The sequence below is a fragment of the Streptomyces zaomyceticus genome, assembly GCF_014656215.1.
In the GTDB taxonomy this organism is placed as follows: domain Bacteria; phylum Actinomycetota; class Actinomycetes; order Streptomycetales; family Streptomycetaceae; genus Streptomyces; species Streptomyces zaomyceticus.
Genome location: NZ_BNBZ01000025.1, coordinates 1 through 25217 on the forward strand (window position 1 = coordinate 1; position 25217 = coordinate 25217).

The window sequence follows — 25217 nt, forward strand, 5'->3', positions numbered from 1 at the left end:
GCAACGGCCCGATCACTTCCCATGCCTGATCAGTCAGTTCATGACGTCGCACCACGAACGGAGTAACGACCGATCGACATTGCGGACACGCCCTAGGCCGTTCAGGGCCCCCGGCCGTGCGGGCTCTCGCCGTCGGGGCTTCCTCGACGCCCTAGGGCTCCTCGGTGACGGCGTTGCGGGCGTGGTCCGCCGCGTCCGTACGGGCGCGGTCGCGGGATCTGCGGGCCGGGCCCGCCCAGCCGCAGCTGCACCGTGCCAGCGCGAACGAACCGCGCTCCGTCGTCGTGGTGGTGTGGGAAGAGGACTGCGCGTGCACCCGACCACCGTACTGCGCGTGACGGCACGCCCCGACCGTCGTTATGCGGATCGGGTGCCCCCGGGCCCGAGGGTTCCGGGGCAGGGCGGGTCCCGGGCGAACAGCGTTGAGGCGTTGGGGGTTGGCAGACGATGGTGGTGCAGCGGTACGAGCGGCCGCACGGTCGCGGAAGCGGGGCGTTCGCCGTCACCGCCGTCCTGGTCGGCTCCCTCGTCGGAACGGCGGCGGCCACGGGCTGCGCCGCCCCCGAGGCCCCCAGGCCGACGGTCGATCCCACCCTCGCCGTACGGAACGCGGCCGACGCCCTGACGAAGGCCGGCAGCTCCAGGGCGAGCACCTCCATGGAGATGGCGGCGGGCGGGACCCGGGTCACCATCCGGGGCGAGGGCGGCTACGACTTCCGGCGCCGTACCGGCCGGCTCCAGGTGGTGCTGCCGAAGGACGCGGCGGGCGCAAGCGAGCACCGGCCGATCACCGAGCTCCTCACCCCCGGCGCCCTCTACATGAAGAACCGGGGGGCCGGGGTGCCCGCCGACAAGTGGGTCCGGGTCGACACCACCACCCTCGACGACGGGAACCTCGTCACCGGCGGCGCCACCGACCCGGCCGCCGCCGCGGAGCTGCTGCGCGGCGCACGGAAGGTCACGTACCTCGGCGAGGTCGATCTGGCAGGGGTGAAGGTCGGCCACTACCGGGGGGTCGCCGACATCGCGCACGCCGCCCGGGTCGCCTCGCCGCAGCTCAGGGGCGCGCTCGCCGCGGCGGCGAAAGGGTTCGCCAAGGACACCGTGCCCTTCGACGCGTACCTCGACGGGGAGGGGCGGCTGCGGAAGGTGCGCCACCAGTTCAGCTTCAGCAACAAGGGCCGTACGGTCGCGGTCGCGTCGACGACCCTGCTCTACGGCTTCGGGGCGTCCGTCGAGGTGAGGCTGCCGGACCGCCGGGACATCTACGCCGGGAAGATCACGACCTGAGCGGCCTGACCTGGCCGGGTCCCGGCGTGGACCATCGGCAAATGGTCCGGACGTGTCATGCGCGGTCCGTGTCGCCCTCCCTACGCTGGGAGACCGCTGGGAGACCGACGCCGGCAGGAAGAGGTGGATGCGCGTGGCCCCGCCCGGTACAGCAACCGTGCCCGCAGACCCGGACTGCGTCGCACTTGCCGAGATCGAACTGTGCGGCGAGCTGATCATCGCCGCCTCCGCCGCGGCCGGGGAGCGGCTCAGCGCCGACCGGATCGACGAGGTGCTGAGGGTGGCGGCGGAGCGGGCCGTGGAGGATCGCTGACGGTACGGCCCGGCTCACCACCCCGTACGGAAGGACCTCAGGTGCGCATCATGCGGGCGATGGCCTTCGTGGCCTCCTCGACCTTGGCGTCGATGCCCTCGCCGCCCTTGGCCGCCGCGTCGGCGACGCAGTGCCGCAGGTGCTCCTCCAGGAGCTGGAGCGCGAAGGACTGGAGTGCCTTCGTCGAGGCGGAGACCTGGGTGAGTATGTCGATGCAGTAGACGTCCTCGTCGACCATCCGCTGGAGACCGCGGATCTGGCCCTCGATCCGGCGGAGCCGCTTGAGGTGCTCGTCCTTCTGCTTGTGGTACCCGTGCACGCCGTGCTCGTGGTCGGCCGGCTCGACGGCCTCGACGGCCTCGGGGGTGACCTGGTCCGCCTCGGTGGTCGTCATCGCGTCCTCCCGTTGTCCATTAAGGGGGTGTATACCCCTCGTGGGTATATGGTACCGATCCCCGCCGATCCGAACGGGGGTCCGTGCTGTTCACTGTGCCTGATGGGCGACACTGAGAGACGCCGGTTAGCCGTGGCCGGATGATGCGCCTAGCATCAGCCTGACCGAAACCCAGCACCCCGAGGACCTCACGTGCGATTTCGTCTGACCCCCAGGGAGACGAGCTTCTACGACATGTTCGCCGCGTCCGCGGACAACATCGTCACGGGCTCCAAGCTCCTGATGGAACTGCTCGGGGCGGAGCCTTCCGCCCGGGCCGAGATCGCGGAGCGGATGCGGGCAGCGGAGCACGCCGGCGACGACGCGACCCACGCGATCTTCCACCAGCTGAACTCCTCCTTCATCACGCCGTTCGACCGTGAGGACATCTACAACCTCGCGTCCTCCCTCGACGACATCATGGACTTCATGGAGGAGGCCGTCGACCTGGTCGTCCTCTACAACGTCGAGGAACTCCCCAAGGGTGTCGAGCAGCAGATCGAGGTCCTCGCGCGGGCCGCGGAGCTGACCGCCGAGGCGATGCCCAACCTGCGGACGATGGCCAACCTCACCGAGTACTGGATCGAGGTCAACCGGCTCGAGAACCAGGCCGACCAGATCCACCGCAAGCTGCTCGCGACGCTCTTCAACGGCAAGTACGACGCCATCGAGGTGCTCAAGCTCAAGCAGATCGTCGACGTGCTGGAAGAGGCGGCCGACGCGTTCGAGCACGTGGCCAACACGGTGGAGACCATCGCGGTCAAGGAGTCCTGAGGCTTCGTGGACACCTTTGCTCTGATCGTGACCATCGGTGTCGCGCTCGGCTTCACGTATACGAACGGCTTTCACGACTCGGCCAACGCCATCGCCACCTCGGTGTCGACGCGGGCGCTGACCCCGCGGGCGGCCCTGGCGATGGCCGCCGTCATGAACCTCGCCGGTGCCTTCATGGGCAGCGGGGTCGCCAAGACGGTCAGTGAGGGCCTGATCGAGACGCCGCACGGCGACAAGGGGATGGGAATCCTCTTCGCCGCGCTGGTCGGCGCGATCATCTGGAACCTGGTGACCTGGTACTTCGGTCTGCCGTCCTCCTCCTCCCACGCGCTGTTCGGCGGCATGGTGGGTGCGGCGCTGGCCGGTGGCACCGAGGTCATCTGGGGCGGGGTGCTCGACAAGGTCGTCATCCCGATGTTCATCTCGCCGGTCGTCGGTCTGGTCGCCGGCTACCTGGTGATGTGCGCGATCATGTGGATGTTCCGCAAGGCCAACCCGCACAAGGCCAAGCGCGGCTTCAGGATCGCGCAGACGGTGTCTGCGGCCGGTATGGCGCTCGGTCACGGTCTGCAGGACGCGCAGAAGACCATGGGCATCGTGGTGATGGCCCTGGTCATCGCCGATGTGCAGTCGTCCGGGGACGACATCCCGGTCTGGGTCAAGATCGCGTGTGCCGTGATGCTCTCGCTCGGCACGTACGCGGGTGGCTGGCGCATCATGCGGACCCTCGGCCGGAAGATCATCGAGCTGGACCCGCCGCAGGGTTTCGCGGCGGAGACCACGGGCGCGTCGATCATGTTCGGCTCCGCGTTCCTCTTCCACGCGCCGATCTCCACGACCCATGTCATCACCTCCGCGATCATGGGTGTGGGTGCGACGAAGCGGGTCAACGCGGTCCGGTGGGGTGTCGCGAAGAACATCATCCTGGGGTGGTTCATCACGATGCCCGCGGCCGCGCTCGTCGCCGCCGCGAGCTTCTACGTGGTGCAGCTCTTCTTCGGCTGACGCATGACGCCTGACGCCTGACGCCTGACGGCTGACGGCTTCTCGCCGAGGCCGGCAGTGGCTTGAAATGGTCGGGCCCGGCTCCCCTGTGGGGGAGCCGGGCCCTTCGTCGTACGGTGGCACCGCCATGCAGCACCGCAGACGAGTCTCTGCCCGAGGGCTCTATCCGAAGCGGCCCGAGATGTAGTCCTCGGTCGCCTGGACGCTCGGGTTGGAGAAGATGCGCTCGGTGTCGTCCAGCTCGATCAGCTTGCCGGGCTGGCCGACGGCCGCCAGGTTGAAGAAGGCCGTACGGTCCGAGACACGGGCGGCCTGCTGCATGTTGTGCGTCACGATGACGATCGTGAAGCGCTCCTTCAGCTCGCCGATCAGGTCCTCGATGGCGAGGGTGGAGATCGGGTCGAGGGCGGAGCACGGCTCGTCCATCAGCAGGACGTCGGGCTCGACGGCGATGGCGCGGGCGATGCAGAGGCGCTGCTGCTGACCGCCGGAGAGGCCGGAGCCCGGCTTGTTGAGCCGGTCCTTGACCTCGTTCCAGAGGTTGGCGCCCTTGAGGGACTTCTCGACGATCTCGTTGAGCTGGGACTTCTTGTACTTGCCGTTGAGCCGCAGGCCCGCCGCCACATTGTCGAAGATCGACATCGTGGGGAAGGGGTTGGGGCGCTGGAAGACCATGCCGACCGTGCGGCGCACGGCGACGGGGTCGACGTTCGTCCCGTACAGGTTCTCGTCGTCGAGCATCACCTTGCCCTCCACGCGGCCCCCGGGGGTGACCTCGTGCATCCGGTTCAGGGTGCGCAGGAAGGTGGACTTGCCGCAGCCGGACGGGCCGATGAAGGCCGTCACGGAGCGCGGCTCGACGGTCATGGAGATGTCGTCGATCGCCTTGTGGGCGCCGTAGTACGCGGAGAGGCCGCTGACGTCGATTCGCTTGGCCATATCAATTCACTTCCAGAGGTGGTCGCTGGTCAGCGGCCGGTCTTGGGGGCCTTCCAGCGGGCGATGCCGCGGGCCACCAGGTTGAGGATCATGACGAAGGCGATCAGGACGAGCGCTGCGGCCCATGCGCGGGACACGGCTGCGTCGGTGCCGACCGCGTACTGCTCGTACACGTAGAGCGGCAGGGAGGACTGGGCGCCTTCGAAGGGGTTCGGGTTGATGAGCTTCGTACCGAACACGAGGAGCAGGACCGGGGCCGTCTCACCGGTGATACGGGCGACCGCGAGCATGACGCCCGTGGTGATGCCGCCGATCGCGGTGGGCAGGACCACCTTCAGGATGGTGCGCCACTTGGGGATGCCGAGGGCGAGGGAGGCCTCGCGGAGCTCGTTCGGGACGAGCTTGAGCATCTCCTCGGTGGAGCGGACCACGACCGGCATCATCAGGATGGCGAGGGCCATCGCGCCGGCGAAACCGGAGGGGCCGAAGCCCAGCATCAGGTTCCAGGTGGCGAGGATGAAGAGGCCGGCGACGATCGACGGGATGCCCGTCATGACGTCGACGAAGAAGGTGACGGCCTGGGCCAGCTTGCCGCCGCCGTACTCGACGAGGTAGACGGCGGTGAGGAGGCCGATCGGGGCGGCGATCACGGTCGCGATGGCCACCTGCTCGATGGTGCCGAGCAGCGCGTGGTAGACACCGCCGCCGGCCTCGGCGTCGAGGACGCCGTTCATCGAGTGGGTGAGGAAGTAGACGTCGAGGACTTCCATGCCCTTGCTGATCGTGACCCAGGCCAGCGAGACCAGCGGGACGACGGCGAGGACGAAGCAGACCCAGACCAGGCTGGTGGCGACGTTGTCCTTTGCCTGACGGCTGCCCTCGACCTTGGTGGTCAGGGCGTACGTGGTGAGGACGAACAGCAGCGCGGCGATCATGCCCCACTGGATCTTGCTGTGCCAGCCGGCGGCGACGCCGATGCCGATGCCCGCGGCGATGGAGCCGGCGGCGATGGCGATCGGGCTCCAGCGGGGGAGGCGGGCGCTGGAGAGCGAACCGGTGCGCTTGACCGTCGCGACCGGACGGTCCTGAATGGCGTGGCTCATGCCGCTGCCCCCGAGTACTCCTTGCGGCGGCCGATGATCCAGCGGGCGGCGCCGTTGACCAGCAGGGTGATGGCGAAGAGGACGAGACCGGAGGCGATCAGCGCGTCCCGTCCGAACTCGTTGGCCTCGTTGAACTTGGCGGCGATGTTCTGCGCGAACGTGCCGCCGCCCGGGTCGAGAAGGTGGCCCGAGATGAGGAAGCTGGGGGAGAGGACCACGGCGACGGCCATGGTTTCGCCGAGTGCGCGGCCGAGGCCCAGCATGGAGGCGGAGATGATGCCGGAGCGGCCGAAGGGCAGCACCGACATGCGGATGACCTCCCAGCGCGTGGCGCCGAGGGCGAGCGCGGCTTCCTCGTGCATCTTCGGGGCCTGGAGGAAGACCTCACGGGTGACGTTGGTGATGATCGGAAGGATCATGATCGCCAGCAGGATGCCCACGGTGAAGAGGTTGCGGGCCGGGCCGTCGTTGGCCTTGTCGAAGATGTACGTCCAGCCGAAGTACTCGTTCAGCCACTTGTTGAGGCCGTCCAGGTACGGGACGAGGAAGATCGCGCCCCAGAGGCCGTAGATGATGCTGGGCACGGCGGCGAGCAGGTCGACCACGTACGCGAGCGGCTTGGCCAGCTTGCGCGGGGCGTAGTGCGAGATGAAGAGGGCGATGCCGATCGCGACGGGCACGGCGATGGCCATGGCGATGATCGACGAGACCACCGTGCCGAAGGCGAGGACGGCGATGCCGAAGACCGGCGGGTTGCCGGCCGGGTTCCACTCGAAGGTGGTGAAGAAGTTCGTGCTGTCCTTCGAGATGGCGAGGGCGGCACGGTAGGTGAGGAAGCCGGCGATCGCGGCCATGATCACGAGGAGGGTGATGCCGGAGCCTCGGGACAGTCCGCTGAAGACGCGGTCCCCGGGGCGCGAGGCGCTCTTGGCGCGCCGGCTCCTCTGTATGTCTGGTGTGGTGGTAGCCATCTGCTTCTCCGGTCTGCGGGGCCCCTACGGACGTACGGGCTCCTGGCGGCGGTGCACCGGATGCCGGGTCCGGCCCCCCTGGGTGGGGGGCCGGACCCGGCCGGGGGTCAGGACAGGGTGGGGACGATCGCGCGGACCTTGGCGGCGATCTCGGCCGGGAGCGGGGCGTAGCCGGCCTCGGCGAGGACCTTCTGGCCCTCCTCGCTCACGGTGTAGTTGAGGAAGGCCTTCAGGGTCGGCAGGGTCTCCGCCTTGTTGCCCTTGTCGCAGGCGATCTCGTAGGTGACGAGGACGATCGGGTAGGCACCCTCGGCCTTCGTCGCGTAGTCGAGGGAGAGGGCGACGTCGTTGCCCGTGCCCTTGACCTTGGCGGCGGCGATGGCCTTCGACGCGTTCTCCGAGGAGGCGGCGACCGGGGCGGCGGCACCGGTGTTGATGCTGACCGTGGAGATCTTGTTCGCGGTGGCGTACGAGAGCTCGAAGTAGCCGATGGAGCCCTCGGCGTCCTTGACCGCGGTGGCGACACCGGAGGAGCCGTTGGCGGCCTGGCCGCCCTGGGCGGGCCACGACTTCGACTTCGGGTCGTGCTTCCAGTCGGCCGCGGCGGCGGTCGAGAGGTACTTGCCCAGGTTCTGGGTGGTGCCGGACTCGTCCGAGCGGTGGAAGGCCTGGATCGTGCTGTCCGGGAGCTTGGCGCCCGGGTTCAGCTTGGCGATCGCCGGGTCGTTCCACTTGGTGATCTTGTTGTCGAAGATCTTGGCGATGGTGGAGGCGTCGAGGACGAGGTTGTCCACGCCCTCCAGCTTGTAGCCGATGGCGATGGGGCCGCCGACCATCGGCAGGTTGACGCCCTTGCCGGTCTTGCAGATCTTCTGCGACTCGGCGACCTCTTCGTCCTTCAGGGCGGAGTCGGAGCCCGCGAAGGCGACCTGGCCCTGGTTGAACTTGGTGATGCCGCCGCCGGAGCCGATGCCCTGGTAGTTGATCTCGACGCCGGAGCACGCGGCCTGGAAGTTCTTGACCCACAGGTCCATCGCGTTCTTCTGCGCGCTGGAGCCGGCGGCGAGGAGCTGGCCCTTGGCACCCTCGCAGGCGATGTTCGAGGCGGCGGCGGAGGTCTTGGCGCCGCCCTCCTTGGCCGGGGTCTCCGAGTTGTTGTCCGAGCCACACGCCGAGAGGACGAGCGCACCGGAGACGACGAGGGCACCGATCGCGGAGGCGCGAAGCCCGTTCTTGCGCGAAAGCTTCACTTTCGGGTGTTCCTTCCAGAAGCCGCCCTGTCGCGGACCGAGTGTCCCGAACGTTCTACGGCGGCGTGTGTCGGTGGGCGGTGCAATCGCTGTGCTCTCTGCACCGTGTAAGGCCGAAATTAGGCAGAACAGGTGAAGCGGTCGACGGGGGAGAGTGAACGGGAAGTGAACCGTGTCGTAAGCCCGGGTGCGGGGTCCTCGGGCGGACGGCGGCGGGGTCCTCGGGCGGACGGCGGTGGGGGCGTGCCGGCGGAGGGTGCGGACGGCTGCGGGGGTGTGCCGGCGTTGTTCGGCCTGTCCGGGGGCGGTGGTGGCCGGTGGTTGTCCGTCCGGCTTCTCCGACCTGCCCGGTGGGCAGGGACGGCGGGCAGGGGTGAGGGGCTTCCCGTGGGGGTGCTCGCCGGCGGCCGACCGCCGGTCAGCCGGTTGTCGTGGTGACCGCCGCGTCCAGGAGTTCGCGGTCCCTGGGCTGGGTGAGGCGGGTGCGGGCCGCGGCCGGGGGGAGCCAGAGCAGACGGTCCACCTCGCGGCTCGGCGTGAACGCGCCGTCCAGGGCGCGGGCCGACCAGTACGCGACCTCCTTCGGGCGGCCGTCCACCGCGTACCGGACCGTCGGCAGGCGGGGGCCGAGCGCGCAGCGCCGGCCCGTCTCCTCCTGGACCTCGCGCAGCGCGCAGGCCTCCGCCGACTCCCCGCGCTTCCGCTTGCCTTTCGGATGGGACCAGTCGTCGTACTTCGGCCTGTGGACGAGGGCGACCTCGATGCCGTGGCCGGAAAGCGCCGGGCGCCAGAGGACGCAGCCGGCGGCCAGGACCGGGGTGCCGGGGGTGCTCATGGGACCGGTGCCGTCGTTCTCCGCCAGGCGCGCTGGAAGGCGAAGCGGGAGGCTTCGACCTCGTGGCGCTGGTCGGCGTGGAGGACGCCCAGGGCGTAGGCGGTCGCCGGGGCGATGCGGGGGGTGCGGGCCGCGGTGGCCGCGGCCGTCGCGGCCTCGGCGGCGTCCCGGTGCCGGTCCAGGGCGCGGGCGGCCTCGTACAGGGCGGAGTCGGGTTCGCCGCCGGTGTGCAGGGCCTCGGTGGCGTACCGGTGCAGTCGCAGCAGGAGCCGTGTCTGGTGCCAGGGCGCGTCCTGGTTCTCCCCGGCGGCGAGCGCGAGGGCGTCCGCGTTGTACGGGTGGGCCGCTCGCGTCAGGGGCAGGGCGGCCACCGCGTCCAGGAGGCGGCGCTCGGCGACGTCGGCGGGCCCGTCCAGGACCTCGACGGCCGGGGCCGCGCCCACGGGCCCGAGCGGTACCTCGGAGGCCAGGAGCGCGACGGCGTCGGCGACCGCGTGGAATCGGGCCGAGCCGAGTGCCTGGAGGGACGCCGAGTGGGCACGCGTCCGGGCCAGGGTCAGCTGCCGTTCGAGGAGGGCGCCGGCACGGGCGGCGCCCACGGTGAGGCCGGTCGCGTCGCCGCCCCGGGCGGCGGGGACGGGTCCGCCGCCCTTCGTGCCGTTCAGCGCGCCCGTGCCGTTCGACAGGCGGGACAGCGCGTCCACCAGACGGATCAGCCGGGACATGCAGGCCTGCTCCAGGGCGAGCGTGCCCGAGAGCCAGGCGAGCTCGGTGCGCAGCTGGTCCGCCCAGGCCGGGTCGAGCAGCGGCCGGAACGTGTGGAGCGTCCCGCTGATCCGGCGGGCGGCGGCGCGCAGGGTGCGGGCCGCCTCCTCCGCCCCGGCCGTGTCCGAGCGGCTCTCGTCGTGGAGTCGCAGGCCGCGCAGGAAGTCCGCGGCACGGGCGTGCAGGTAGGGGGCGAGGACCTCGCCCGCCGTGACGTCCTGCGCATGATCAGGGTTGTGCACGCCGGCGCCTCCGCGCGTCGATGAGCATCTCCTGGACGTGCCGTAGGGGGCGGCCCTCGGTGTCGGTCGCGTGCCGCGTCCAGTTCCCGTCGGGGCCGAGGTGCCAGGAGGAGGTGGTGTCGGACATCCCGGTCTCCAGGAGCCGGGAGAGCGCTGCCCGGTGCGCCGGGTCGGAGACCCGGACCAGGGCCTCGATCCGGCGGTCCAGGTTGCGGTGCATCATGTCGGCGCTGCCGAACCAGACCTCGGGTTCGCCTCCGTTGCCGAAGGCGAAGACCCGGGAGTGCTCCAGGAAGCGGCCGAGGATCGAACGGACCCGGATGTTCTCCGAGAGGCCGGGGACCCCGGGGCGTACGGCGCAGATGCCGCGGACCCAGATGTCGACCGGGACACCGGCCCGTGAGGCCTGGTAGCAGGCGTCGATGATCGCCTCGTCGACCATCGAGTTGACCTTGATCCGTACGTACGCGGGCCGGCCGGCGCGGTGGTGGGCGATCTCCTTGGTGATGCGGGAGACGAGTCCGTCGCGCAGCGACTTGGGGGCGGTGAGCAGCCGTCGGTACGTCTCGCGGCGGGAGTAGCCGGAGAGCCGGTTGAAGAGGTCGGATAGGTCGGCGCCGACCTGCGGGTCGGCGGTCAGCAGGCCCAGGTCCTCGTACAGGCGGGCCGTCTTCGGGTGGTAGTTGCCGGTGCCGACGTGCGAGTAGCGGCGCAGCAGCTCGCCCTCCTGCCGTACGACGAGCGACAGCTTGCAGTGGGTCTTGAGGCCGACGAGGCCGTAGACGACGTGGCAGCCGGACTCCTCCAGCTTGCGCGCCCACTTGATGTTGGCCTGCTCGTCGAAGCGGGCCTTGATCTCGACGAGGACGAGGACCTGCTTGCCGGACTCGGCGGCGTCGATGAGGGCGTCGACTATCGGGGAGTCGCCGGAGGTGCGGTAGAGCGTCTGCTTGATCGCCAGGACGTCGGGGTCGGCGGCGGCCTGTTCCAGGAAGGCCTGTACGGACGTCGAGAACGAGTCGTACGGGTGGTGGAGGAGCACGTCCCGCTCGCGCAGCGCGGCGAATATGTCGGGCGCGGAGGCCGACTCGACCTCGGCGAGGTCCCGGTGGGTGCCGGCGACGTACTTGGGGTACTTGAGCTCCGGCCGGTCCTGCCCGGCGATTCCGAACAGCCCGGTCAGGTCGAGCGGCCCGGGCAGCGGGTAGACCTCGGCGTCGGAGATCTTCAGTTCGCGGACGAGGAGGTCCAGGACGTACGGGTCGATGGACTCCTCGACCTCCAGGCGGACCGGGGGCCCGAAGCGGCGCCGCATGAGTTCCTTCTCCAGGGCCTGGAGCAGGTTCTCGGCGTCGTCCTCCTCGACCTCCAGGTCCTCGTTCCTGGTCACCCGGAACATGTGGTGCGCGAGCACCTCCATGCCGGGGAACAGCTCCTCCAGGTGCGCCGCGATCACGTCCTCCAGGGGCACGTACCGCTGCGGGGAGGCCTCCAGGAAGCGGGAGAGCAGCGGCGGCACCTTCACGCGCGCGAAGTGGCGGTGGCCGCTGACCGGGTTGCGTACGACCACGGCGAGGTTGAGCGAGAGTCCCGAGATGTACGGGAAGGGGTGCGCCGGGTCGACGGCGAGCGGGGTGAGGACCGGGAAGATCTGCTGCCGGAACAGGGTGAAGAGCCGTGCCTGCTCCTTCTCCGTGAGCTCGGGCCAGCGGATCAGGTGGATGCCCTCGTCGGCCAGGGCGGGGGCCACGTCCTGCTGGAAGCAGGCGGCGTGCCGGGCCATGAGCTCGCGCGAGCGCGTCCAGATCAGGTCGAGGACCTCGCGGGGCTGGAGACCGGAGGCGGAACGGGTGGCGACGCCGGTCGCGATGCGGCGCTTGAGACCGGCGACCCGGACCATGAAGAACTCGTCGAGGTTCGAGGCGAAGATCGCGAGGAAATTAGCCCGTTCGAGGAGGGGGGTCGTGGGGTCCTCGGCGAGTTCGAGCACGCGCTCGTTGAAGGCGAGCCAGCTGCGCTCCCGGTCGAGGAAGCGTCCCTCCGGCAGCTCGTCGCCGAGCGCGCCGTCGTCCTCGTACGTGTCGGGGTCGGCGTCCAGATCGGGGTCGAGATCGGTCACGACGGCCGCGTTGCCCGCCTGCGCGCGGTGTGCGGCGATGGGGCCGAGCGACGACGGCGTGGGCGACGAACCGGAAGAAGGCGCGGACGGCGTGGTCGGCGTGGCGGAGGACTGGACCGGGACCTCGGCGGGCTGCTGGCTCATGGCCCCATTCTTCCGCGCGAACGGGTGGTGGGGCGCGTCGGAGCGGGCCGTGGGGGAGGGAAGTCTCCCTTTGGGGAGGGCGGACACGGATCGCTTCATTGCGTGAGCGTCGCAAGCGCGTCTGAATGGCCGGTAACGACGACATGTCGTACGGGAATCGGGGGCGGGGCCGTGCGCGGGCCCCGCCCCCTGCGTTCTCACGGAGAGTTACGGATTTCGGGTTACGGGTGCCGGGCGCGCAGGACGCGGAAGGCGGCGAAGAGGGCGAGGGCGGCGAGGGCGAGGACGATGCCGGTCTCGATGAGCTGGGTGGGCCAGAAGTGGGACTGGGGGTGGTAGTCGAGGTATTGGGCGGCGATCGGCTCGTCGGTGCGGCAGGCGCCGACGGGGGTCCCATCGGTGAAGCAGAACCAGCCGGGCAGCCGGTTGCCGAAGGTGCTGATCAGCCCTTGGCTCATGATCAGGCCGTCCTCGGGCATGGAGAGGACGGAGGCGTTCTCGACGGCCGGGCCGGTGATCGTCGTCACCGGAAGGAAATCCCAGCGGAGGGCGCCGAGGATCAGCAGGACGAGGCCCACGATCCCTCCGGTCACGGCCATGGCCACGAGCGTGCGGCGGATCAGCTGGCCGACGAGGGCGCCGACGGCGACGGCGAGCAGGACGTGGCCGAGGAGGGCGGTGCCGGTGGCCTCGTAGCTGCCGCGGTCGCTCCAGTGGAGCTGGCTGCTGCCGCCGACGCGTGCCCAGCCCAGCGCGTAGGCGGCCATCAGCAGGAGGGTGGTCAGGAGGGCTGCCGCCGTCGCTGTACGGAGCTTGGAGCCGAGCCAGCGGGCCGGGCTGGTCGACTGGGTGAGGGAGAGCTTGTACGTCCCCGATTCCAGTTCGCGGGCGACGAGCGGGCCCGCGACGAAGGCGCCGACCAGGAGCGGGAGCAGGGTCATGGCCATGGAGAAGTACTCCATGGCCATGCGGAGCGTGCCGTATCCGCGGTTGTCGTCGGCCGGGTGGGTGAAGCCGCCCTCCACGTGCACGTCCGGCGTCTGCAGGTCCCAGATCCGCAGGCCTCCGATCACGGCCAGCGCGAGGATCACCGCCGCGCCCGCCAGCCACAGCGTCCGCCGGTACTGGCGGACCGTCACCCAGTAGGGGCCTCTCAGGGCGAGGCTGCTCATGCCGGGGCTCCTTCGGTGGTGCGGAGGTGGGCGAGGAGGAGGTCCTCCAGGGAGGGTTCGGTGGTCTCCCAGGGGCCTTCGACCGGGCCTTGGCGTCGGATCAGTGCGGTGAGCTGACGGCCCGTCGTGCGGGACTCGACGACCGTGTGCGGGGCGAGGTCGCCGACCGGGCCCCTGAGCAGGGTGTGGGCGGAGAGGAGTTCGTCGACGGGGCCGTCGAGGCGGATCCGGCCGCCGTGGAGCAGGAGGAGGTGGTCGCAGGCGCCCTCCAGCTCGGTGAGGATGTGCGAGGACATGACGACGGTGGTGCCGTGTTCGGCGGCGTCGGCCATGAGCAGGCCCATCAGCTGGTGGCGGGCGAGCGGGTCGAGGTCGGCCATCGGCTCGTCGAGGAGCAGCAGTTCGGCCCGCTTGCCGAGGGCGAGCGCGAGGGCGACGCGGGTGCGCTGTCCGCCGGAGAGGTGGTGGACGAGGGCGCGCGGGTCGAGCTCGTCGGCGATCACGCGCCGGGCGGCGTCCTCGTTCCAGCGGCCGGGGTTGAGCTCGCGGCCCATGCGCAGGGTGTCGGCGACGGTGAGCCGGGGGTGGAGGGGTTTCTCCTGTGCGACGTAGGCGAGCTGTTCGCGGGCGGGGGCTCTGATCGCGCCCTCGGTGGGGCGTACGAGCCCGGCGGCGAGGGCGAGCAGGGTGGACTTGCCGGCGCCGTTGGGGCCGACGAGGGCGCAGACGCGGCCGGCGGGGAGGGCGAACTCGCACTCCCGCAGGGCCCAGCGGCCGCTTCTGCCCCCGTATTTCTTGCCCAGGAGATCGGCTTCCAGTGCGATGCCGTCTCTTGTCATGCGTCGTCCCCCTCGAAGTGTTCCTTCAGTACGGATGTGAAGAGCGCGGCCACGTCCTCGCGGTCCAGTCCGGCGGCGCGGGCCCGGCGGGCCCAGTCGGCGAGTTCGCCGCGGAAGGGCGAGTCGGCGGGGCCGGTGCCGAGCGTGGCGCGGACGAAGGTGCCGAGGCCGCGGCGGGCCTCGACGAGGCCTTCGCGTTCGAGTTCGCGGTAGGCCTTGAGGACCGTGTTGGGGTTGATGGCCGTCGCTTCGACGACCTCGCGTGCGGTGGGCAGTTTGTCGCCGGGCTCCAGGAGGCCCATCCGGAGGGCCTGTTTCGTCTGCTGGACGATCTGGAGGTAGGTGGCGACGCCACTGCGCCGGTCGATGCGGTACTCGACCACGATCGCTTCCACCACCCTTTCACTAATCAAGTAGTGAAAGGGTGGTGCAAAGAAGGGGGCGGTGTCAACCGCCCCCTTCCCGGAGGGACTTACGACTCCGTGCGGTACATCAGATCCACCTCGTGGGTGGCGAATCCCAGCCGCTCGTAGACCGTCACCGCCGCCGTGTTGTCGGCGTCCACGTACAGCATCGCCGTCGGCAGGCCCTGCGCCGCCAGATGCCGCAGGCCGATCGCGGTGAGGGCCTTGCCGAGGCCGCCGCCCTGCGCGTCGGGGAGGATGCCGACGACGTACACCTCGCCGAGCTGTTCCTCGGCGTGCGTCTTCGTCCAGTGGAAGCCGACGAGCCGGCCGTCCTTCTCGGCGAGGAAGAAGCCCTTGGGGTCGAACCAGGGTTCGGCGATCCGGTCGTCCAGGTCCCGCTGGGTGAGCGAGCCCTGCTCCGGGTGGTGGGCGAAGGCCGCGGAGTTGACGGCGAGCCAGGCCGTGTCGTCCTGGCCGGGGGCGAAGGTGCGGACGGTGACGCCCTCGGGCAGCACCGGCTCCGGGATGTCCAGCGGGGTCAGCGGGCGCCGGAGCTGGCGCAGCTCGCGGAAGAGCGTCAGGCCGAGGACCTGGGCGAGGTGCCGGGCGGCGGACCTGCCGCCGTGGGCCCAGACGCGCAGCCGCTTGCCGGAGGCGCCGAGCAGGGCGGTGCCGAGCGCCCGGCCGTGGCCGCGACCGCGGTGGGAGGGGTGGACGACCAGTTCGGCGGCGGGCGCCTCGATGGGGTCGGTCTCCTCCAGTTGGGCGTAGCCGTAGAGATGGGTGCCGACGGTCAGCAGGAAGTGCCGTACGCCCTCGCGGCTGCCGTGACGGAGGTAGAGCCGGCCCTGCTCGGAGACGGCGTGCACGCCGTCGGACTGGTCGGCGGCCTCGAGGAGATCCAGTACGTCCTGGATCTGCTCGGGCGTGAGCTCGTCATACGTGTGGATCTGCCGTCCGGGTTCGAGGGCCGGCGCCGCGTCGGAAGTCATGGACCGAGCCTACGGCGACACGCCGCCGTGCCGGGGAAAGGCGGCGGCAACTGTCTCGTAACCTGCTACCCCCTGTTGCGCTACGCGCGTTGACTCTAGGCTTCGCTCGCACGTCAGCAGTCGAGAGGCGCACCGGAACGGGCGCGGGGACAAAGGGGAACGATGGCAGCGACAGCGAAGAAGAAGAGGACGGCCAGGGGGATTCTCGCCGTCGGTGCGGGGCTCGCCACCGTCGGCGCCCTCGTCGCCGCGCTGCCCGCGGGCGCCTCGCAGGACGCGCCGGCCGGGCACGGCTCCAACGGCAAGGGCTGGGGCCGGATGGTCGACGTCCAGCTCCTCTCCTTCAACGACCTCCACGGCAACCTGGAGCCGCCGTCCGGCTCCTCGGGCAGGCTCACCCGCCTCAAGGAGGACGGCACGACCGAGGTCGTCAACAACGTCGGCGGCGCCGAGTACCTCGCCACGCATCTGCGGCAGGCCCGCGAGGGCCACCGGTACTCCGTCACGGCCGCCGCCGGCGACATGATCGGTGCCTCGCCGCTGCTCTCCGGGCTGTTCCACGACGAGCCGACCATCGAGGCGCTGAACAAGCTGAAGCTCGACGTGAGCTCGGTCGGCAACCACGAGTTCGACGAGGGCGCCCGCGAGCTGAGCCGCATACAGAACGGCGGCTGTCACCCGACCGAGGGCTGCTTCGAGGAGGGCAAGCGCTTCAAGGGGGCGAAGTTCCCGTACCTCGCGGCCAACGTGACGAACGAGAAGAGCGGCAAGCCGCTGCTCGACCCGTACTTCATCTGGGAGCGCGACGGAGTCAGGATCGGCTTCATCGGTGTGACCCTGGAGGGCACGGCGAACATCGTCTCCGCCGAGGGCATCAAGGGCCTGAAGTTCGGCGACGAGGTCGAGACGATCAACAAGTACGCCAAGGTGCTGGAGCGCAAGGGCGTGAAGTCGATCGTCGCGCTGCTCCACGAGGGCGGCCTGCCCGCCTCGGGCGCGTACAACTACGACTGCGACACCCCGGGCGCCGGCGCCGGCATCTCCGGCCCGATCGTGGACATCGCCAAGAACGTCACCCCGCAGGTCGACGCCCTGGTCACCGGGCACACGCACCAGGCGTACGCGTGCACGATCCCGGACCCGTCGGGCAAGCCGCGCACGGTCACCTCGGCGGCATCCTTCGGCAGGCTCTACACCGACACGACGCTCACCTACGACCGTCGTACGAAGGACATCGTCCGCACCGCCGTCGCCTCCGCCAACCACGTCGTCACCCGTGACGTGGACCCGGCCGATGACATCAGCAAGCTGATCAAGCGCTGGAGCGCCCTGGCCGCGCCGATCGCGAACCGTCCCGTCGGCCACATCGCCGAGAGCATCGAGAACCCCAGCGACGTGTACGAGAAGCCGCTGGGCAATCTCATCGCCGACGCGCAGCTGGCGGGCCTGGCCCCGACCGACAAGGGCGGCGCCCAGCTCGCGCTGATGAACCCGGGCGGCGTCCGCGCGCCGCTGACCAAGGGCGCGGACAGTGTGGTGACCTACGGCCAGGCGTACACCGTCCAGCCGTTCACCAACATGATGACGGTGGTCGACCTGACCGGTGCCCAGCTGGTCACCGCGCTTCAGCAGCAGGTCAGCGGCGCCAACCTGGCGTCCCCGAAGATCCTCCAGGTGTCGAAGAACTTCTCCTACACCCTGGACATGACGAAGGCGGGCGCCGACCGGATCGTGGTCGACTCGGTGCGGCTGAACGGCGAGCCCATCGACCCGTCGAAGAGCTACCGGGTCGCGATGAACGAGTTCCTCACGGGCGGCGGTGACGGCTTCCCGGCCCTGGCCGCCGGTGCGAACAAGCTCGTCGGCGCCTCCGACCTCGACATCTTCATCGCCTACCTGACGGCCAACTCGTCGGCCGCCGAGCCGCTCCGGGCCCCGGCGACCGGCCGGATCACGGTCATCAAGTAGTCCTCGAAGGCTTCCGGTCCTCGTAGAAGGGGGCTGCCCTCCGCCGGTCCGGCGGAGGGCAGCCCCCTTTCGGTCTGTCCTCCGCACCCTGGCGGATATTGACGCGGACCTGTCATCATCTGATCCATGGAGCGACGACGCTTTCTCGCCGGGGCCCTCGGGGCCGGGGCCGTACTGCTCGCCGGGGCGCCCGGGGCGCGGGCCGCGGCCGTGGACACGCGCGCGTGGATGGGCGGCCACGGCGACGGAACGCCCCTCCAACGGCTCACCATCCCCGGTACGCACGACTCCGGAGCCCGGTTCGGCGGGCTCTGGTCGGAGTGTCAGAACACCACCGTCGCCCAGCAGCTGGACAGCGGCATCCGGTTCCTGGACGTCCGGTGCCGGGTGACCGGCGGGTCCTTCGCCATCCACCACGGCGTCTCCTACCAGAACATGATGTTCGGGGACGTCCTCGTCGCCTGCCGGGACTTCCTCGCCGCGCACCCCTCCGAGACCGTCCTCATGCGGGTCAAGCAGGAGTACTCCTCGGACTCCGACGCCACCTTCCGGGCGATCTTCGACGACTACCTGGACAACCGCGGCTGGCGCTCGCTGTTCCGCATCGGCGACACGGTTCCCGCCCTCGGCGAGGCCCGCGGCAAGGTCGTCCTCATCGCCGACAACGGGGGCCTGCCCGGCCTCAAGTGGTGGGACGGCGGCGCCATCGCGATCCAGGACGACTGGAACGCCCTGCCCAACGCCAAGTACCCCAAGGTCGAGGCCCACTTCCGCAAGGCCGTCGAACAGCCCGGCAAGCTCTACATCAACTTCGTCAGCACCTCCGCGTCCCTGCCGCCGCGCTGGAACTCCGACAACCTCAACCCCCGGGTCCACGGCTTCCTGGACGGCACCGCGAGCACCTGGAGGGGCCTCGGGATCGTCCCCATGGACTTCCCGAACACCCGCTCAGGACTCGTCGAGGCCCTGCTCCGGCACAACTGACCCCTCCGGCGGCGGTGTCGGCGCCCCCTGCAGCCGCACCGTCGCCACCGTCCCGCCCCTCTCCGCCGCGGACAGACCGACCGTGCCGCCCGCGTGGTGCACCGTGCGGGCCACGATCGACAGGCCCAGGCCGGAGCCCGGCAGGCTGCGGGCCGACGGCGACCGCCAGAAGCGGTCGAAGACGTGCGGGAGCTCGTCCGGGGCGATGCCGGGCCCCTGGTCGCGGACCGTCAGCTCGCCCCGCATCAGGGTCACCTCGACCGTCCCCCCGGGCGGCGAGAACTTCACGGCGTTGTCCAGGACGTTCATCAGCGCCCGCTCCAGCGCCGCCGCGTCCGCGCGCACGTACCAGGGCGCCAGGTCCGTGACGAAGGTCAGCTCCGGGCCGCGCAGCCGCGCCCGGTCCAGGGCCGCCCGCAGGATCGTGTGGAGCGGCACCACCTCGAGGGGGCCCCGCTGCGCCGCGTCCGGGCGGGCCAGCTCCTGGAGGTCGCCGATGAGCGCCGCCAGTTCCGTCATCTGGGCCTTCACCGAGGCCATCAGGGCACGCCGGTCCTCCGGCGGGATCGCCCGGCCCGTCTCCTCGCTGCGCGCGAGCAGCTCGACGTTCGTACGGAGGGAGGTGAGGGGCGTGCGGAGTTCGTGGCCGGCGTCCGTGATCAGCTGCGACTGCCGGTCCCTGGACGTCGCGAGCGCCGCCGTCATCGCGTTGAACGAGCGCGACAGACGGGCGATCTCGTCCTCGCCCTCCACCGGGATACGGACGGTCAGGTCCTCGGTCGCGGCCACGTGCTCGACCGCGCCGGTCAGCCGGTTCACCGGTTCGAGGCCGGTCCGCGCCACCCACAGCCCGGCCGCGCCCGCGCCGACGACGCCGATCCCGGAGACCAGCAGCAGCATCCAGCGCAGGGTGGACATCGAGTTGTCGATCTCGGAGAGCGGCCGGGCGACGGAGACCGCGAGCCCGATCGGCCCCTCCTGCGGGTAGGTGTAGACCCGCATCTCCCGACCGGCGTTGTCCTTGGACGTGTGCAGCACGTACTCCAGCTGTCCCCGCGCCACCGCCAGATCGCCGTCGCCGGCGGGGATCGCGGCCTTCCCCGAGGTGCACACACTGCCGTTGGCGAGGATCACCTGCACCGTGTACGAGCCCGCCACCGGCGGCGGCGTACTGCCCTGCCGGCAGAGGGCGAGCAGACTCTGCACCCCGTTCGCGTCGAGCCGGGTGCTGCGCAGCGAGGAGTCCATCTCGGCCTCCAGCTGCGCCCGCGTCACGAACCAGCACGCGAGCGAGACCGCCGCCACGGCGACCGCGACCGCGACCGCCGTCAGCAGCGCGAGGCGGGAGCGCAGGGGGCGGGAACGGAACCAGTCCAGCGGCCGGAACCGCGCGAGTCGACCCTTGAGGGGACCGTTCACCGTCCGCCTCCTCGTCCGGAACCCGTGAGGGGACCGTTCACCTGTCCGCCTTCTCGTCCGGAACCCGTCCGGGGACCGTTCACTCCCCGCCTCCTCCGCGCAGCGCGTATCCCACGCCCCGCACCGTGTGCACGAGGCGCGGCTCGCCGCCCGCCTCCGTCTTGCGTCGCAGATACATCACGTACACGTCCAACGAGTTCGAGCTCGGTTCGAAGTCGAAGCCCCACACGGCCTTGAGGATCTGCTCCCGGGTGAGCACCTGCCGCGGGTGCGCCAGGAACATCTCCAGGAGGGTGAACTCGGTGCGCGTCAGCTCCACCGGCCGCCCGCCGCGGGTCACCTCGCGGGTGGCCAGGTCCATCCGCAGGTCCTCGAAGGCCAGCACATCGCTGTCGGCCGGGGCGGTGGCCGTGGCCCGGGCGTACGAGCTCCGCCGCAGCAGCGCCCTGATCCGGGCGAACAGTTCGTCCAGCTCGAAGGGCTTCACGAGGTAGTCGTCGGCGCCCGCGTCGAGCCCGGTGACCCGGTCGCCGACCGTGTCTCGGGCCGTGAGCATCAGGATCGGCACGGTGGAGCCGGAGGCCCTGATCCGCCGGGCGGCCGTCAGCCCGTCCATCCGGGGCATCTGGACGTCGAGGACGACGAGATCGGGGGCGTACGACTCCATCCGGGCGAGCGCGTCCAGACCGTCGACGGCGTCCTGCGTTTCGTATCCCTCGAAGGCGAGGCTGCGGCGCAGGGCCTCGCGCACGGCGGGCTCGTCGTCGACGATGAGGATGCGTTCGGCTTCGTGTCGCTGGTCGGTCATGGGCTCAGCGTCGCACGCCGCTCGTTCGCCGGTCAGCTGTCGCCGCCCGAGCGCAGACTCTCCAGGTCGGCCTTCACGGTGTCGACGGGGATCGCGAATCCGAGGCCGACGCTTCCGGCGGTGGAACCGCTCGAAGAACTGGGCGAATACATGGCCGAATTGATTCCGATGATCTCGCCGTTCATATTGATCAACGCGCCGCCGGAATTACCCGGATTCAGCGAGGCGTCGGTCTGGAGCGCCTTGTACGTGGTCTTCGAGGAGCCGGTGTCGCCGTTGAACTGCTGTCCGCCGAACTCGAACGGCCAGCCCTGCCGCGGGTCGTACTGCTGCTCCTGCTGCCGGTCCTGGCCGTCGTCGTCCTTGGCGACGGTCACGTCCCGGTCGAGCGCGGAGACGATGCCGCTGGTGACGGTGCCGGTCAGCCCCTCGGGGGAGCCGATCGCCACGACCTGGTCGCCGACCCGCACCTTGGACGAGTCGCCGAGCGTGGCGGTCTTGAGGCCGGAGGCGCCCTGGAGCTTGATGAGGGCCAGGTCCTTGTCGGGGTCGGTGCCGACGACCTCGGCCTTGTAGGACTTGCCGTCGCTGAGCTGCACGGTGATCTCGGACGCGCCGGAGATCACGTGGTTGTTGGTGACGATCTCGCCGTCGGAGGTGATGATCACGCCCGAGCCGGTGGACTTGCCGGAGTTCGCGCTCGCGGAGATCTCGACGATGGAGGGGGAGACGGCCGCGGCGACGCCGGCGACCGTTCCCGTGCTGCTCGCGGAGACATTGGTGCCGCTCACCTGGGAGGAGGCGGCGGCGGGGGTGTCGGAGCCGAGCTGCTGGACCAGCGTCGCGGTGCCGCCGCCGATCGCCGCTGCCGCGATGGCCACGGCCGCCATGAGGCCGACCCCGCGCTTGGCGCGGCGCCGGGCGCCGGGGCCGTCGGAGGACGGGGCGGACGGCGCGGACGTGGTGACGGGAGGAGCAGGCGGGCCGGTCGGCGGGACGTGTCCGCCGGAGGGCCAGATCGTCGTGCCGGGCTCGGTGACGAGCGGCTGCGTGGCGTACGGCTGCGTGGCATGCGGCTCGGTGACGATCGGCTGGGCGGCGGTCTGCTCGGCACCGGTCGGCTGCGGGCCGCCCGGGGTGTGCGGGGCGTACGGAGGCCTCGGCGGGTGCGGCGGGTAGTAGGGCTGCTGCGGCTGCTGCTCCTGGAAGTCCGTCATGGCTCCGACTCTCGGAGTCGTACATGAGAGCCGTCTGAGGACCGGCTGAGAAGCCCGACAGAAGCCTGTATGCCCGATATAAAGAACCCCTCCCAGGGGGGAGGGGTTCTCAGGGTTCTCGGGGATCCACGGGGGTGGTCCACGGTGATCCACGGGTGGCTGCAGGGGCCCTCAGGGCCCCTCAGGGCTCGGTCGGGACCGTGAGGCCTCGTCGTGGGACCGTGAGACCTCGCTCTCGGGACCGTGAGGCCTCCGCCGGGCTCCGGGAGCCCGGTGACCCGCTCAGCCGCCGTTGCAGCCGCAGGAGCGGCGGACGACCAGCGACGACGGGAAGACCTTCACGCGCTCGCGGCGCGAGCCCGCCACCCGCAGCGAGTCGTCGAGGACCAGGTCCACCGCCGCCCGTGCCATCGCCGGCCGGTCCGAGGAGATCGTGGTCAGCGGCGGGTCGGTGAGCGCCGCCTCCTTCACGTCGTCGAAGCCGGCGACCGCCAGCTCCGAGGGCACCTCGATGCGCAGCTCGCGCGCCGCGCGGAGCACGCCGAAGGCCTGGTCGTCGGTGGAGCAGAAGATGGCCGGCGGCCTGTCCGGGCCCGCGAGCAGCTTGAGGGCCACCTGGTAGGCGTCGTAGCGGTTGTACGGGGCCTGGAAGAGCCGGCCCTCGATCGGGAGGCCCGCCTCCAGCATGGCCCGCCGCCAGCCCTCCTCGTGGTCGGCGACCGGGTCGCCGACGGCCGGGGTGTTCGGGATGCCGCCCATGCAGGCCACGTAGGGGTAGCCGTGGTCCAGGAGGTGCTGGGTGGCGAGCTGGGCGCCGATGATGTCGTCGGTGACGACGGCGACGTCGTCCAGGGCCTCGGGGCGCTCGTGCAGCAGCACCACGCGCGCGTCCCAGGCCTCGACCTCGCTCGCAGCCCGCTCGCTCATGCCCTGGCTGACCAGGATCAGTCCGGAGACCCGCATGCCGAGGAAGGCCCGGAGGTAGTGGACCTCGCGCTCGTCGCGGTAGTCGGAGTTCCCGACGAGGACCATCTTTCCGCGCTCGGCGGCGGCCTGCTCGACCGCGTGCGCCAGCTCCGCGAAGAACGGCTGCCGCGCGTCCGGGACGATCATGCCTATGAGATCCGTGCGCCGGGACGCCATGGCCTGCGCGACCCGGTCGGGGCGGTAGCCCAGTTCCTTGATCGCGGCGAGGACACGCTCGCGCGTGGCCGGGGCGACCGGCCGGGGTCCGTTGTTGATGACGTAGCTCACGACCGCGGTCGAGGTACCTGCCAGTCGAGCTACGTCATCCCGCGTCACCTTGGCCACGCGCGGCAGTCTACGCGGGGTGACCTACCTACCGGCAGGTCGCACTGTGGCATCCGCCACGTTCCTGTCCGCCGAGGGGGTGACATCCTCCGTGGCGTCCTTGACGCGGGTGTCCGTGCGCGACCCCTCCTTGGTGCGGGCCTCCTCCTTGGCCCGCGCCTCCTCCGCCGCCCGTTCGACCTTCTCCGGGGTGACGAAGCGGTAGCCGACGTTACGGACGGTGCCGATGAGCGACTCGTGCTCCGGGCCGAGCTTGGCCCGGAGCCGCCGTACGTGGACATCGACCGTCCGGGTGCCGCCGAAGTAGTCGTACCCCCAGACCTCCTGGAGGAGCTGGGCACGCGTGAAGACGCGGCCCGGGTGCTGGGCCAGGTACTTGAGGAGCTCGAACTCCTTGAAGGTCAGGTCCAGGACCCGGCCCTTGAGCTTCGCGCTGTAGGTCGCCTCGTCGACCGACAGGTCGCCGTTGCGGATCTCCATGGGGGAGTCGTCCGCGACGATCTGCTGGCGGCCCATCGCGAGCCGCAGGCGGGCCTCGACCTCGGCCGGACCCGCGGTGTCGAGGAGGACGTCGTCGATGCCCCAGTCGGCGGTGACGGCCGCCAGGCCGCCCTCGGTGACGACGAGGATCAGCGGACAGCCGGGTCCGGTGGAGCGGAGCAGCTGACAGAGCGAACGCACTTGCGGGAGATCGCGCCGCCCGTCGACGAGGATCACGTCCGCGCCGGGGGTGTCCACGAGGGCGGGGCCCTCCGCCGGGGCGACCCGGACGTTGTGCAGGAGCAGACCGAGGGCGGGCAGCACCTCGGTGGAAGGCTGGAGAGCGTTGGTCAGGAGCAGCAAGGAGCTCATGCCGCCTCACCTGCCATCGGTCGGTCGTGCTTCGTTCGCTCGCTCATCACGCGGTTCCTCCTCGGTCCCTGCGAGGACGTGCACTGCTTCGTACGGATCACTGCGGGCTCTCGCGCCCTGAGAGCTTTTGTTCATCCGTCCGTAACAACGGTCGGAAAACGCAAAAGGACCCGGGGGCTGCGTCGCCCGGATCCTCTGCACAGGAGAATAGCCCACATGAGTTCAGAGGGAGAGGGCGGATTTCATATGGTGGATGTCTCCCTGATCACTTCCGGCTCCCGTCGGGCAATGTTGCGTACGGATGACGGTGTCCGAATCGAGGCGGTATACGAACCCTCCACGGCAAGTGTCACCGATACGGCGGTCACCGGGACGGCGGTGGTGGTGGCCCACGGGTTCACCGGGTCGGCCGACCGGCCGGCCGTCCGGCGCGCGGCCCGGGTCCTGACCGGGCGCGGCGCGGCCGTCGTCACCTTCTCCTTCCGCGGGCACGGTGGATCCGGCGGCCGTTCCACCGTCGGGGACCGGGAGGTCCTCGACCTGTCCGCCGCCGTCCGCTGGGCGCGTGAGCTCGGCCACGCGCGCGTGGCGACGCTCGGCTTCTCCATGGGCGGGTCCGTGGTCCTGCGCCACGCCGCCCTCGACCGGGAGGCGGAGGGACGCGCCGACGCGGTGGCCGCCGTCTCCGCGCCCGCCCGCTGGTACTACCGGGGTACGGCTCCGATGCGCCGCCTCCACTGGGTGGTCACCCGGCCGGCGGGGCGCCTCGTCGGCCGGTACGGGTTCGGCACCCGGATCGACCGGCGCGCCTGGGACCCCGTACCCCTCTCTCCCGTGGAGGCGGTGCCGCTGATCGCGCCGACCCCGCTGCTGATCGTGCACGGCGACCGGGACGCGTACTTCCCGCTCGACCATCCCCGGATGCTGGCCGGGGCCGGCGAGGCGGAACTGTGGCTGGAGCGGGGGATGGGCCACGCCGAGAACGCCGCCGACGACGAGCTGCTGGCCCGGCTCGGGGACTGGCTCACCCGCGGATAGCCCATCATGGGGGGCGGCGCGCACACG

The 25217-nt window shown here is 70.8% G+C and carries 25 protein-coding genes; 7 read left to right on the forward strand and 18 right to left on the reverse strand.

Going from position 1 to position 25217, the window contains the following annotated elements; genetic code table 11:
* Positions 1–151: 151 nt before the first annotated feature.
* Positions 152–316: a hypothetical protein gene (locus IE311_RS26930; protein ID WP_189834424.1), complete on the reverse strand. Its 165-nt coding sequence runs from the start codon at positions 314–316 to the stop codon at positions 152–154.
* A 131-nt stretch (positions 317–447) separates the two neighbouring features.
* Here IE311_RS26930 and IE311_RS26935 point away from each other — a divergent pair, with 131 nt between their 5' ends.
* Positions 448–1290 carry a hypothetical protein gene (locus IE311_RS26935; protein WP_189834425.1) on the forward strand — a complete coding sequence of 281 codons (843 nt, stop codon included), beginning with the start codon at positions 448–450 and terminating at the stop codon, positions 1288–1290.
* Positions 1291–1417: 127 nt separating this feature from the next.
* Complete coding sequence (locus IE311_RS26940) at positions 1418–1603, forward strand: hypothetical protein (protein ID WP_189834426.1); 186 nt, start codon at positions 1418–1420, stop codon at positions 1601–1603.
* A gap of 37 nt (positions 1604–1640) precedes the next feature.
* Here IE311_RS26940 and IE311_RS26945 read toward each other — a convergent pair whose 3' ends face one another.
* Positions 1641–1997 carry a metal-sensitive transcriptional regulator gene (locus IE311_RS26945; RefSeq protein WP_229902191.1) on the reverse strand — a complete coding sequence of 119 codons (357 nt, stop codon included), beginning with the start codon at positions 1995–1997 and terminating at the stop codon, positions 1641–1643.
* Between the two features lie 192 nt (positions 1998–2189).
* Here IE311_RS26945 and IE311_RS26950 point away from each other — a divergent pair, with 192 nt between their 5' ends.
* Together IE311_RS26950 and IE311_RS26955 are read left to right on the forward strand one after the other, a co-directional pair.
* On the forward strand, positions 2190–2810 hold the full coding sequence (locus IE311_RS26950) for a DUF47 domain-containing protein (protein WP_015035093.1): 621 nt from the start codon (positions 2190–2192) through the stop codon (positions 2808–2810).
* A 6-nt stretch (positions 2811–2816) separates the two neighbouring features.
* A complete protein-coding gene (locus IE311_RS26955; RefSeq protein WP_189834427.1) occupies positions 2817–3815 on the forward strand; it encodes an inorganic phosphate transporter in 999 nt (332 codons plus the stop codon).
* 162 nt (positions 3816–3977) lie between these two features.
* On the opposite strand, the gene pstB is transcribed toward IE311_RS26955, so the two are convergent.
* The 11 genes from pstB to mshD form a co-directional block, all read right to left on the reverse strand.
* On the reverse strand, positions 3978–4754 hold the full coding sequence (gene pstB / locus IE311_RS26960) for a phosphate ABC transporter ATP-binding protein PstB (protein ID WP_189834428.1): 777 nt from the start codon (positions 4752–4754) through the stop codon (positions 3978–3980).
* A gap of 29 nt (positions 4755–4783) precedes the next feature.
* A complete protein-coding gene (pstA, locus tag IE311_RS26965; RefSeq protein ID WP_189834429.1) occupies positions 4784–5857 on the reverse strand; it encodes a phosphate ABC transporter permease PstA in 1074 nt (357 codons plus the stop codon).
* Entirely contained in the window at positions 5854–6828 is a 975-nt protein-coding gene (gene pstC, locus IE311_RS26970; protein ID WP_189834430.1) for a phosphate ABC transporter permease subunit PstC, read from the reverse strand. Before pstC ends, pstA begins: the two co-directional genes overlap by 4 nt.
* Positions 6829–6935: 107 nt before the next feature.
* The gene (gene pstS / locus IE311_RS26975) at positions 6936–8078 is read right to left on the reverse strand and encodes a phosphate ABC transporter substrate-binding protein PstS (RefSeq protein WP_189834431.1); all 1143 of its coding nucleotides are present in this window, start codon (positions 8076–8078) and stop codon (positions 6936–6938) included.
* Positions 8079–8496: 418 nt separating this feature from the next.
* Positions 8497–8913 carry an NUDIX hydrolase gene (locus IE311_RS26980; RefSeq protein WP_189834432.1) on the reverse strand — a complete coding sequence of 139 codons (417 nt, stop codon included), beginning with the start codon at positions 8911–8913 and terminating at the stop codon, positions 8497–8499.
* Positions 8910–9920, reverse strand: coding sequence for a CHAD domain-containing protein (locus IE311_RS26985; RefSeq protein ID WP_189834433.1), 1011 nt, complete (start codon positions 9918–9920; stop codon positions 8910–8912). Before IE311_RS26985 ends, IE311_RS26980 begins: the two co-directional genes overlap by 4 nt.
* Complete coding sequence (locus IE311_RS26990) at positions 9907–12183, reverse strand: RNA degradosome polyphosphate kinase (protein ID WP_189834434.1); 2277 nt, start codon at positions 12181–12183, stop codon at positions 9907–9909. Before IE311_RS26990 ends, IE311_RS26985 begins: the two co-directional genes overlap by 14 nt.
* A 221-nt stretch (positions 12184–12404) precedes the next feature.
* Positions 12405–13355, reverse strand: coding sequence for an ABC transporter permease (locus tag IE311_RS26995; RefSeq protein WP_189834435.1), 951 nt, complete (start codon positions 13353–13355; stop codon positions 12405–12407).
* The gene (locus tag IE311_RS27000) at positions 13352–14194 is read right to left on the reverse strand and encodes an ABC transporter ATP-binding protein (RefSeq protein WP_189834436.1); all 843 of its coding nucleotides are present in this window, start codon (positions 14192–14194) and stop codon (positions 13352–13354) included. The genes IE311_RS26995 and IE311_RS27000 overlap by 4 nt, the downstream gene beginning before the upstream one ends.
* Positions 14191–14577: a GntR family transcriptional regulator gene (locus IE311_RS27005; protein WP_189834516.1), complete on the reverse strand. Its 387-nt coding sequence runs from the start codon at positions 14575–14577 to the stop codon at positions 14191–14193. The genes IE311_RS27000 and IE311_RS27005 overlap by 4 nt, the downstream gene beginning before the upstream one ends.
* A gap of 89 nt (positions 14578–14666) precedes the next feature.
* The gene (mshD, locus tag IE311_RS27010) at positions 14667–15593 is read right to left on the reverse strand and encodes a mycothiol synthase (RefSeq protein ID WP_189834437.1); all 927 of its coding nucleotides are present in this window, start codon (positions 15591–15593) and stop codon (positions 14667–14669) included.
* Positions 15594–15755: 162 nt separating this feature from the next.
* Here mshD and IE311_RS27015 point away from each other — a divergent pair, with 162 nt between their 5' ends.
* Positions 15756–17561: a bifunctional metallophosphatase/5'-nucleotidase gene (locus IE311_RS27015; RefSeq protein ID WP_189834438.1), complete on the forward strand. Its 1806-nt coding sequence runs from the start codon at positions 15756–15758 to the stop codon at positions 17559–17561.
* Positions 17562–17687: 126 nt separating this feature from the next.
* The gene (locus IE311_RS27020; protein ID WP_189834439.1) at positions 17688–18545 is read left to right on the forward strand and encodes a phosphatidylinositol-specific phospholipase C; all 858 of its coding nucleotides are present in this window, start codon (positions 17688–17690) and stop codon (positions 18543–18545) included.
* On the opposite strand, the gene IE311_RS27025 is transcribed toward IE311_RS27020, so the two are convergent.
* The 5 genes from IE311_RS27025 to IE311_RS27045 form a co-directional block, all read right to left on the reverse strand.
* Entirely contained in the window at positions 18510–19964 is a 1455-nt protein-coding gene (locus tag IE311_RS27025; RefSeq protein WP_373313984.1) for a sensor histidine kinase, read from the reverse strand. The two genes, IE311_RS27020 and IE311_RS27025, sit on opposite strands and share 36 nt — an antisense overlap.
* 79 nt (positions 19965–20043) lie before the next feature.
* A complete protein-coding gene (locus IE311_RS27030; RefSeq protein ID WP_189834440.1) occupies positions 20044–20772 on the reverse strand; it encodes a response regulator transcription factor in 729 nt (242 codons plus the stop codon).
* A gap of 32 nt (positions 20773–20804) precedes the next feature.
* Complete coding sequence (locus tag IE311_RS27035; RefSeq protein ID WP_189834441.1) at positions 20805–21989, reverse strand: S1C family serine protease; 1185 nt, start codon at positions 21987–21989, stop codon at positions 20805–20807.
* Positions 21990–22271: 282 nt separating this feature from the next.
* A complete protein-coding gene (locus IE311_RS27040; protein ID WP_189834442.1) occupies positions 22272–23300 on the reverse strand; it encodes a LacI family DNA-binding transcriptional regulator in 1029 nt (342 codons plus the stop codon).
* Positions 23301–23324: 24 nt separating this feature from the next.
* Positions 23325–24152 carry a response regulator transcription factor gene (locus IE311_RS27045; RefSeq protein ID WP_189834443.1) on the reverse strand — a complete coding sequence of 276 codons (828 nt, stop codon included), beginning with the start codon at positions 24150–24152 and terminating at the stop codon, positions 23325–23327.
* A gap of 216 nt (positions 24153–24368) precedes the next feature.
* On the opposite strand from IE311_RS27045, the gene IE311_RS27050 reads away from it, so the two are divergent.
* Positions 24369–25190: an alpha/beta hydrolase gene (locus IE311_RS27050; protein ID WP_189834444.1), complete on the forward strand. Its 822-nt coding sequence runs from the start codon at positions 24369–24371 to the stop codon at positions 25188–25190.
* Positions 25191–25217: the final 27 nt, after the last annotated feature.

Coding starts and splice junctions, on each gene's coding strand:
- IE311_RS27000 (WP_189834436.1), bottom strand. CDS start 14,194: ATGACAAGAGACGGCATCGCACTGGAAGCCGATCTCCTGGGCAAGAAA.
- IE311_RS26995 (WP_189834435.1), bottom strand. CDS start 13,355: ATGAGCAGCCTCGCCCTGAGAGGCCCCTACTGGGTGACGGTCCGCCAG.
- IE311_RS27020 (WP_189834439.1), top strand. CDS start 17,688: ATGGAGCGACGACGCTTTCTCGCCGGGGCCCTCGGGGCCGGGGCCGTA.
- IE311_RS27015 (WP_189834438.1), top strand. CDS start 15,756: ATGGCAGCGACAGCGAAGAAGAAGAGGACGGCCAGGGGGATTCTCGCC.
- pstC (WP_189834430.1), bottom strand. CDS start 6,828: ATGGCTACCACCACACCAGACATACAGAGGAGCCGGCGCGCCAAGAGC.
- IE311_RS26945 (WP_229902191.1), bottom strand. CDS start 1,997: ATGACGACCACCGAGGCGGACCAGGTCACCCCCGAGGCCGTCGAGGCC.
- IE311_RS27035 (WP_189834441.1), bottom strand. CDS start 21,989: ATGACGGACTTCCAGGAGCAGCAGCCGCAGCAGCCCTACTACCCGCCG.
- IE311_RS27045 (WP_189834443.1), bottom strand. CDS start 24,152: ATGAGCTCCTTGCTGCTCCTGACCAACGCTCTCCAGCCTTCCACCGAG.
- mshD (WP_189834437.1), bottom strand. CDS start 15,593: ATGACTTCCGACGCGGCGCCGGCCCTCGAACCCGGACGGCAGATCCAC.
- IE311_RS26990 (WP_189834434.1), bottom strand. CDS start 12,183: ATGAGCCAGCAGCCCGCCGAGGTCCCGGTCCAGTCCTCCGCCACGCCG.
- IE311_RS27050 (WP_189834444.1), top strand. CDS start 24,369: ATGAGTTCAGAGGGAGAGGGCGGATTTCATATGGTGGATGTCTCCCTG.
- pstB (WP_189834428.1), bottom strand. CDS start 4,754: ATGGCCAAGCGAATCGACGTCAGCGGCCTCTCCGCGTACTACGGCGCC.
- IE311_RS26935 (WP_189834425.1), top strand. CDS start 448: ATGGTGGTGCAGCGGTACGAGCGGCCGCACGGTCGCGGAAGCGGGGCG.
- pstA (WP_189834429.1), bottom strand. CDS start 5,857: ATGAGCCACGCCATTCAGGACCGTCCGGTCGCGACGGTCAAGCGCACC.
- IE311_RS26980 (WP_189834432.1), bottom strand. CDS start 8,913: ATGAGCACCCCCGGCACCCCGGTCCTGGCCGCCGGCTGCGTCCTCTGG.
- IE311_RS26940 (WP_189834426.1), top strand. CDS start 1,418: ATGCGCGTGGCCCCGCCCGGTACAGCAACCGTGCCCGCAGACCCGGAC.
- IE311_RS27030 (WP_189834440.1), bottom strand. CDS start 20,772: ATGACCGACCAGCGACACGAAGCCGAACGCATCCTCATCGTCGACGAC.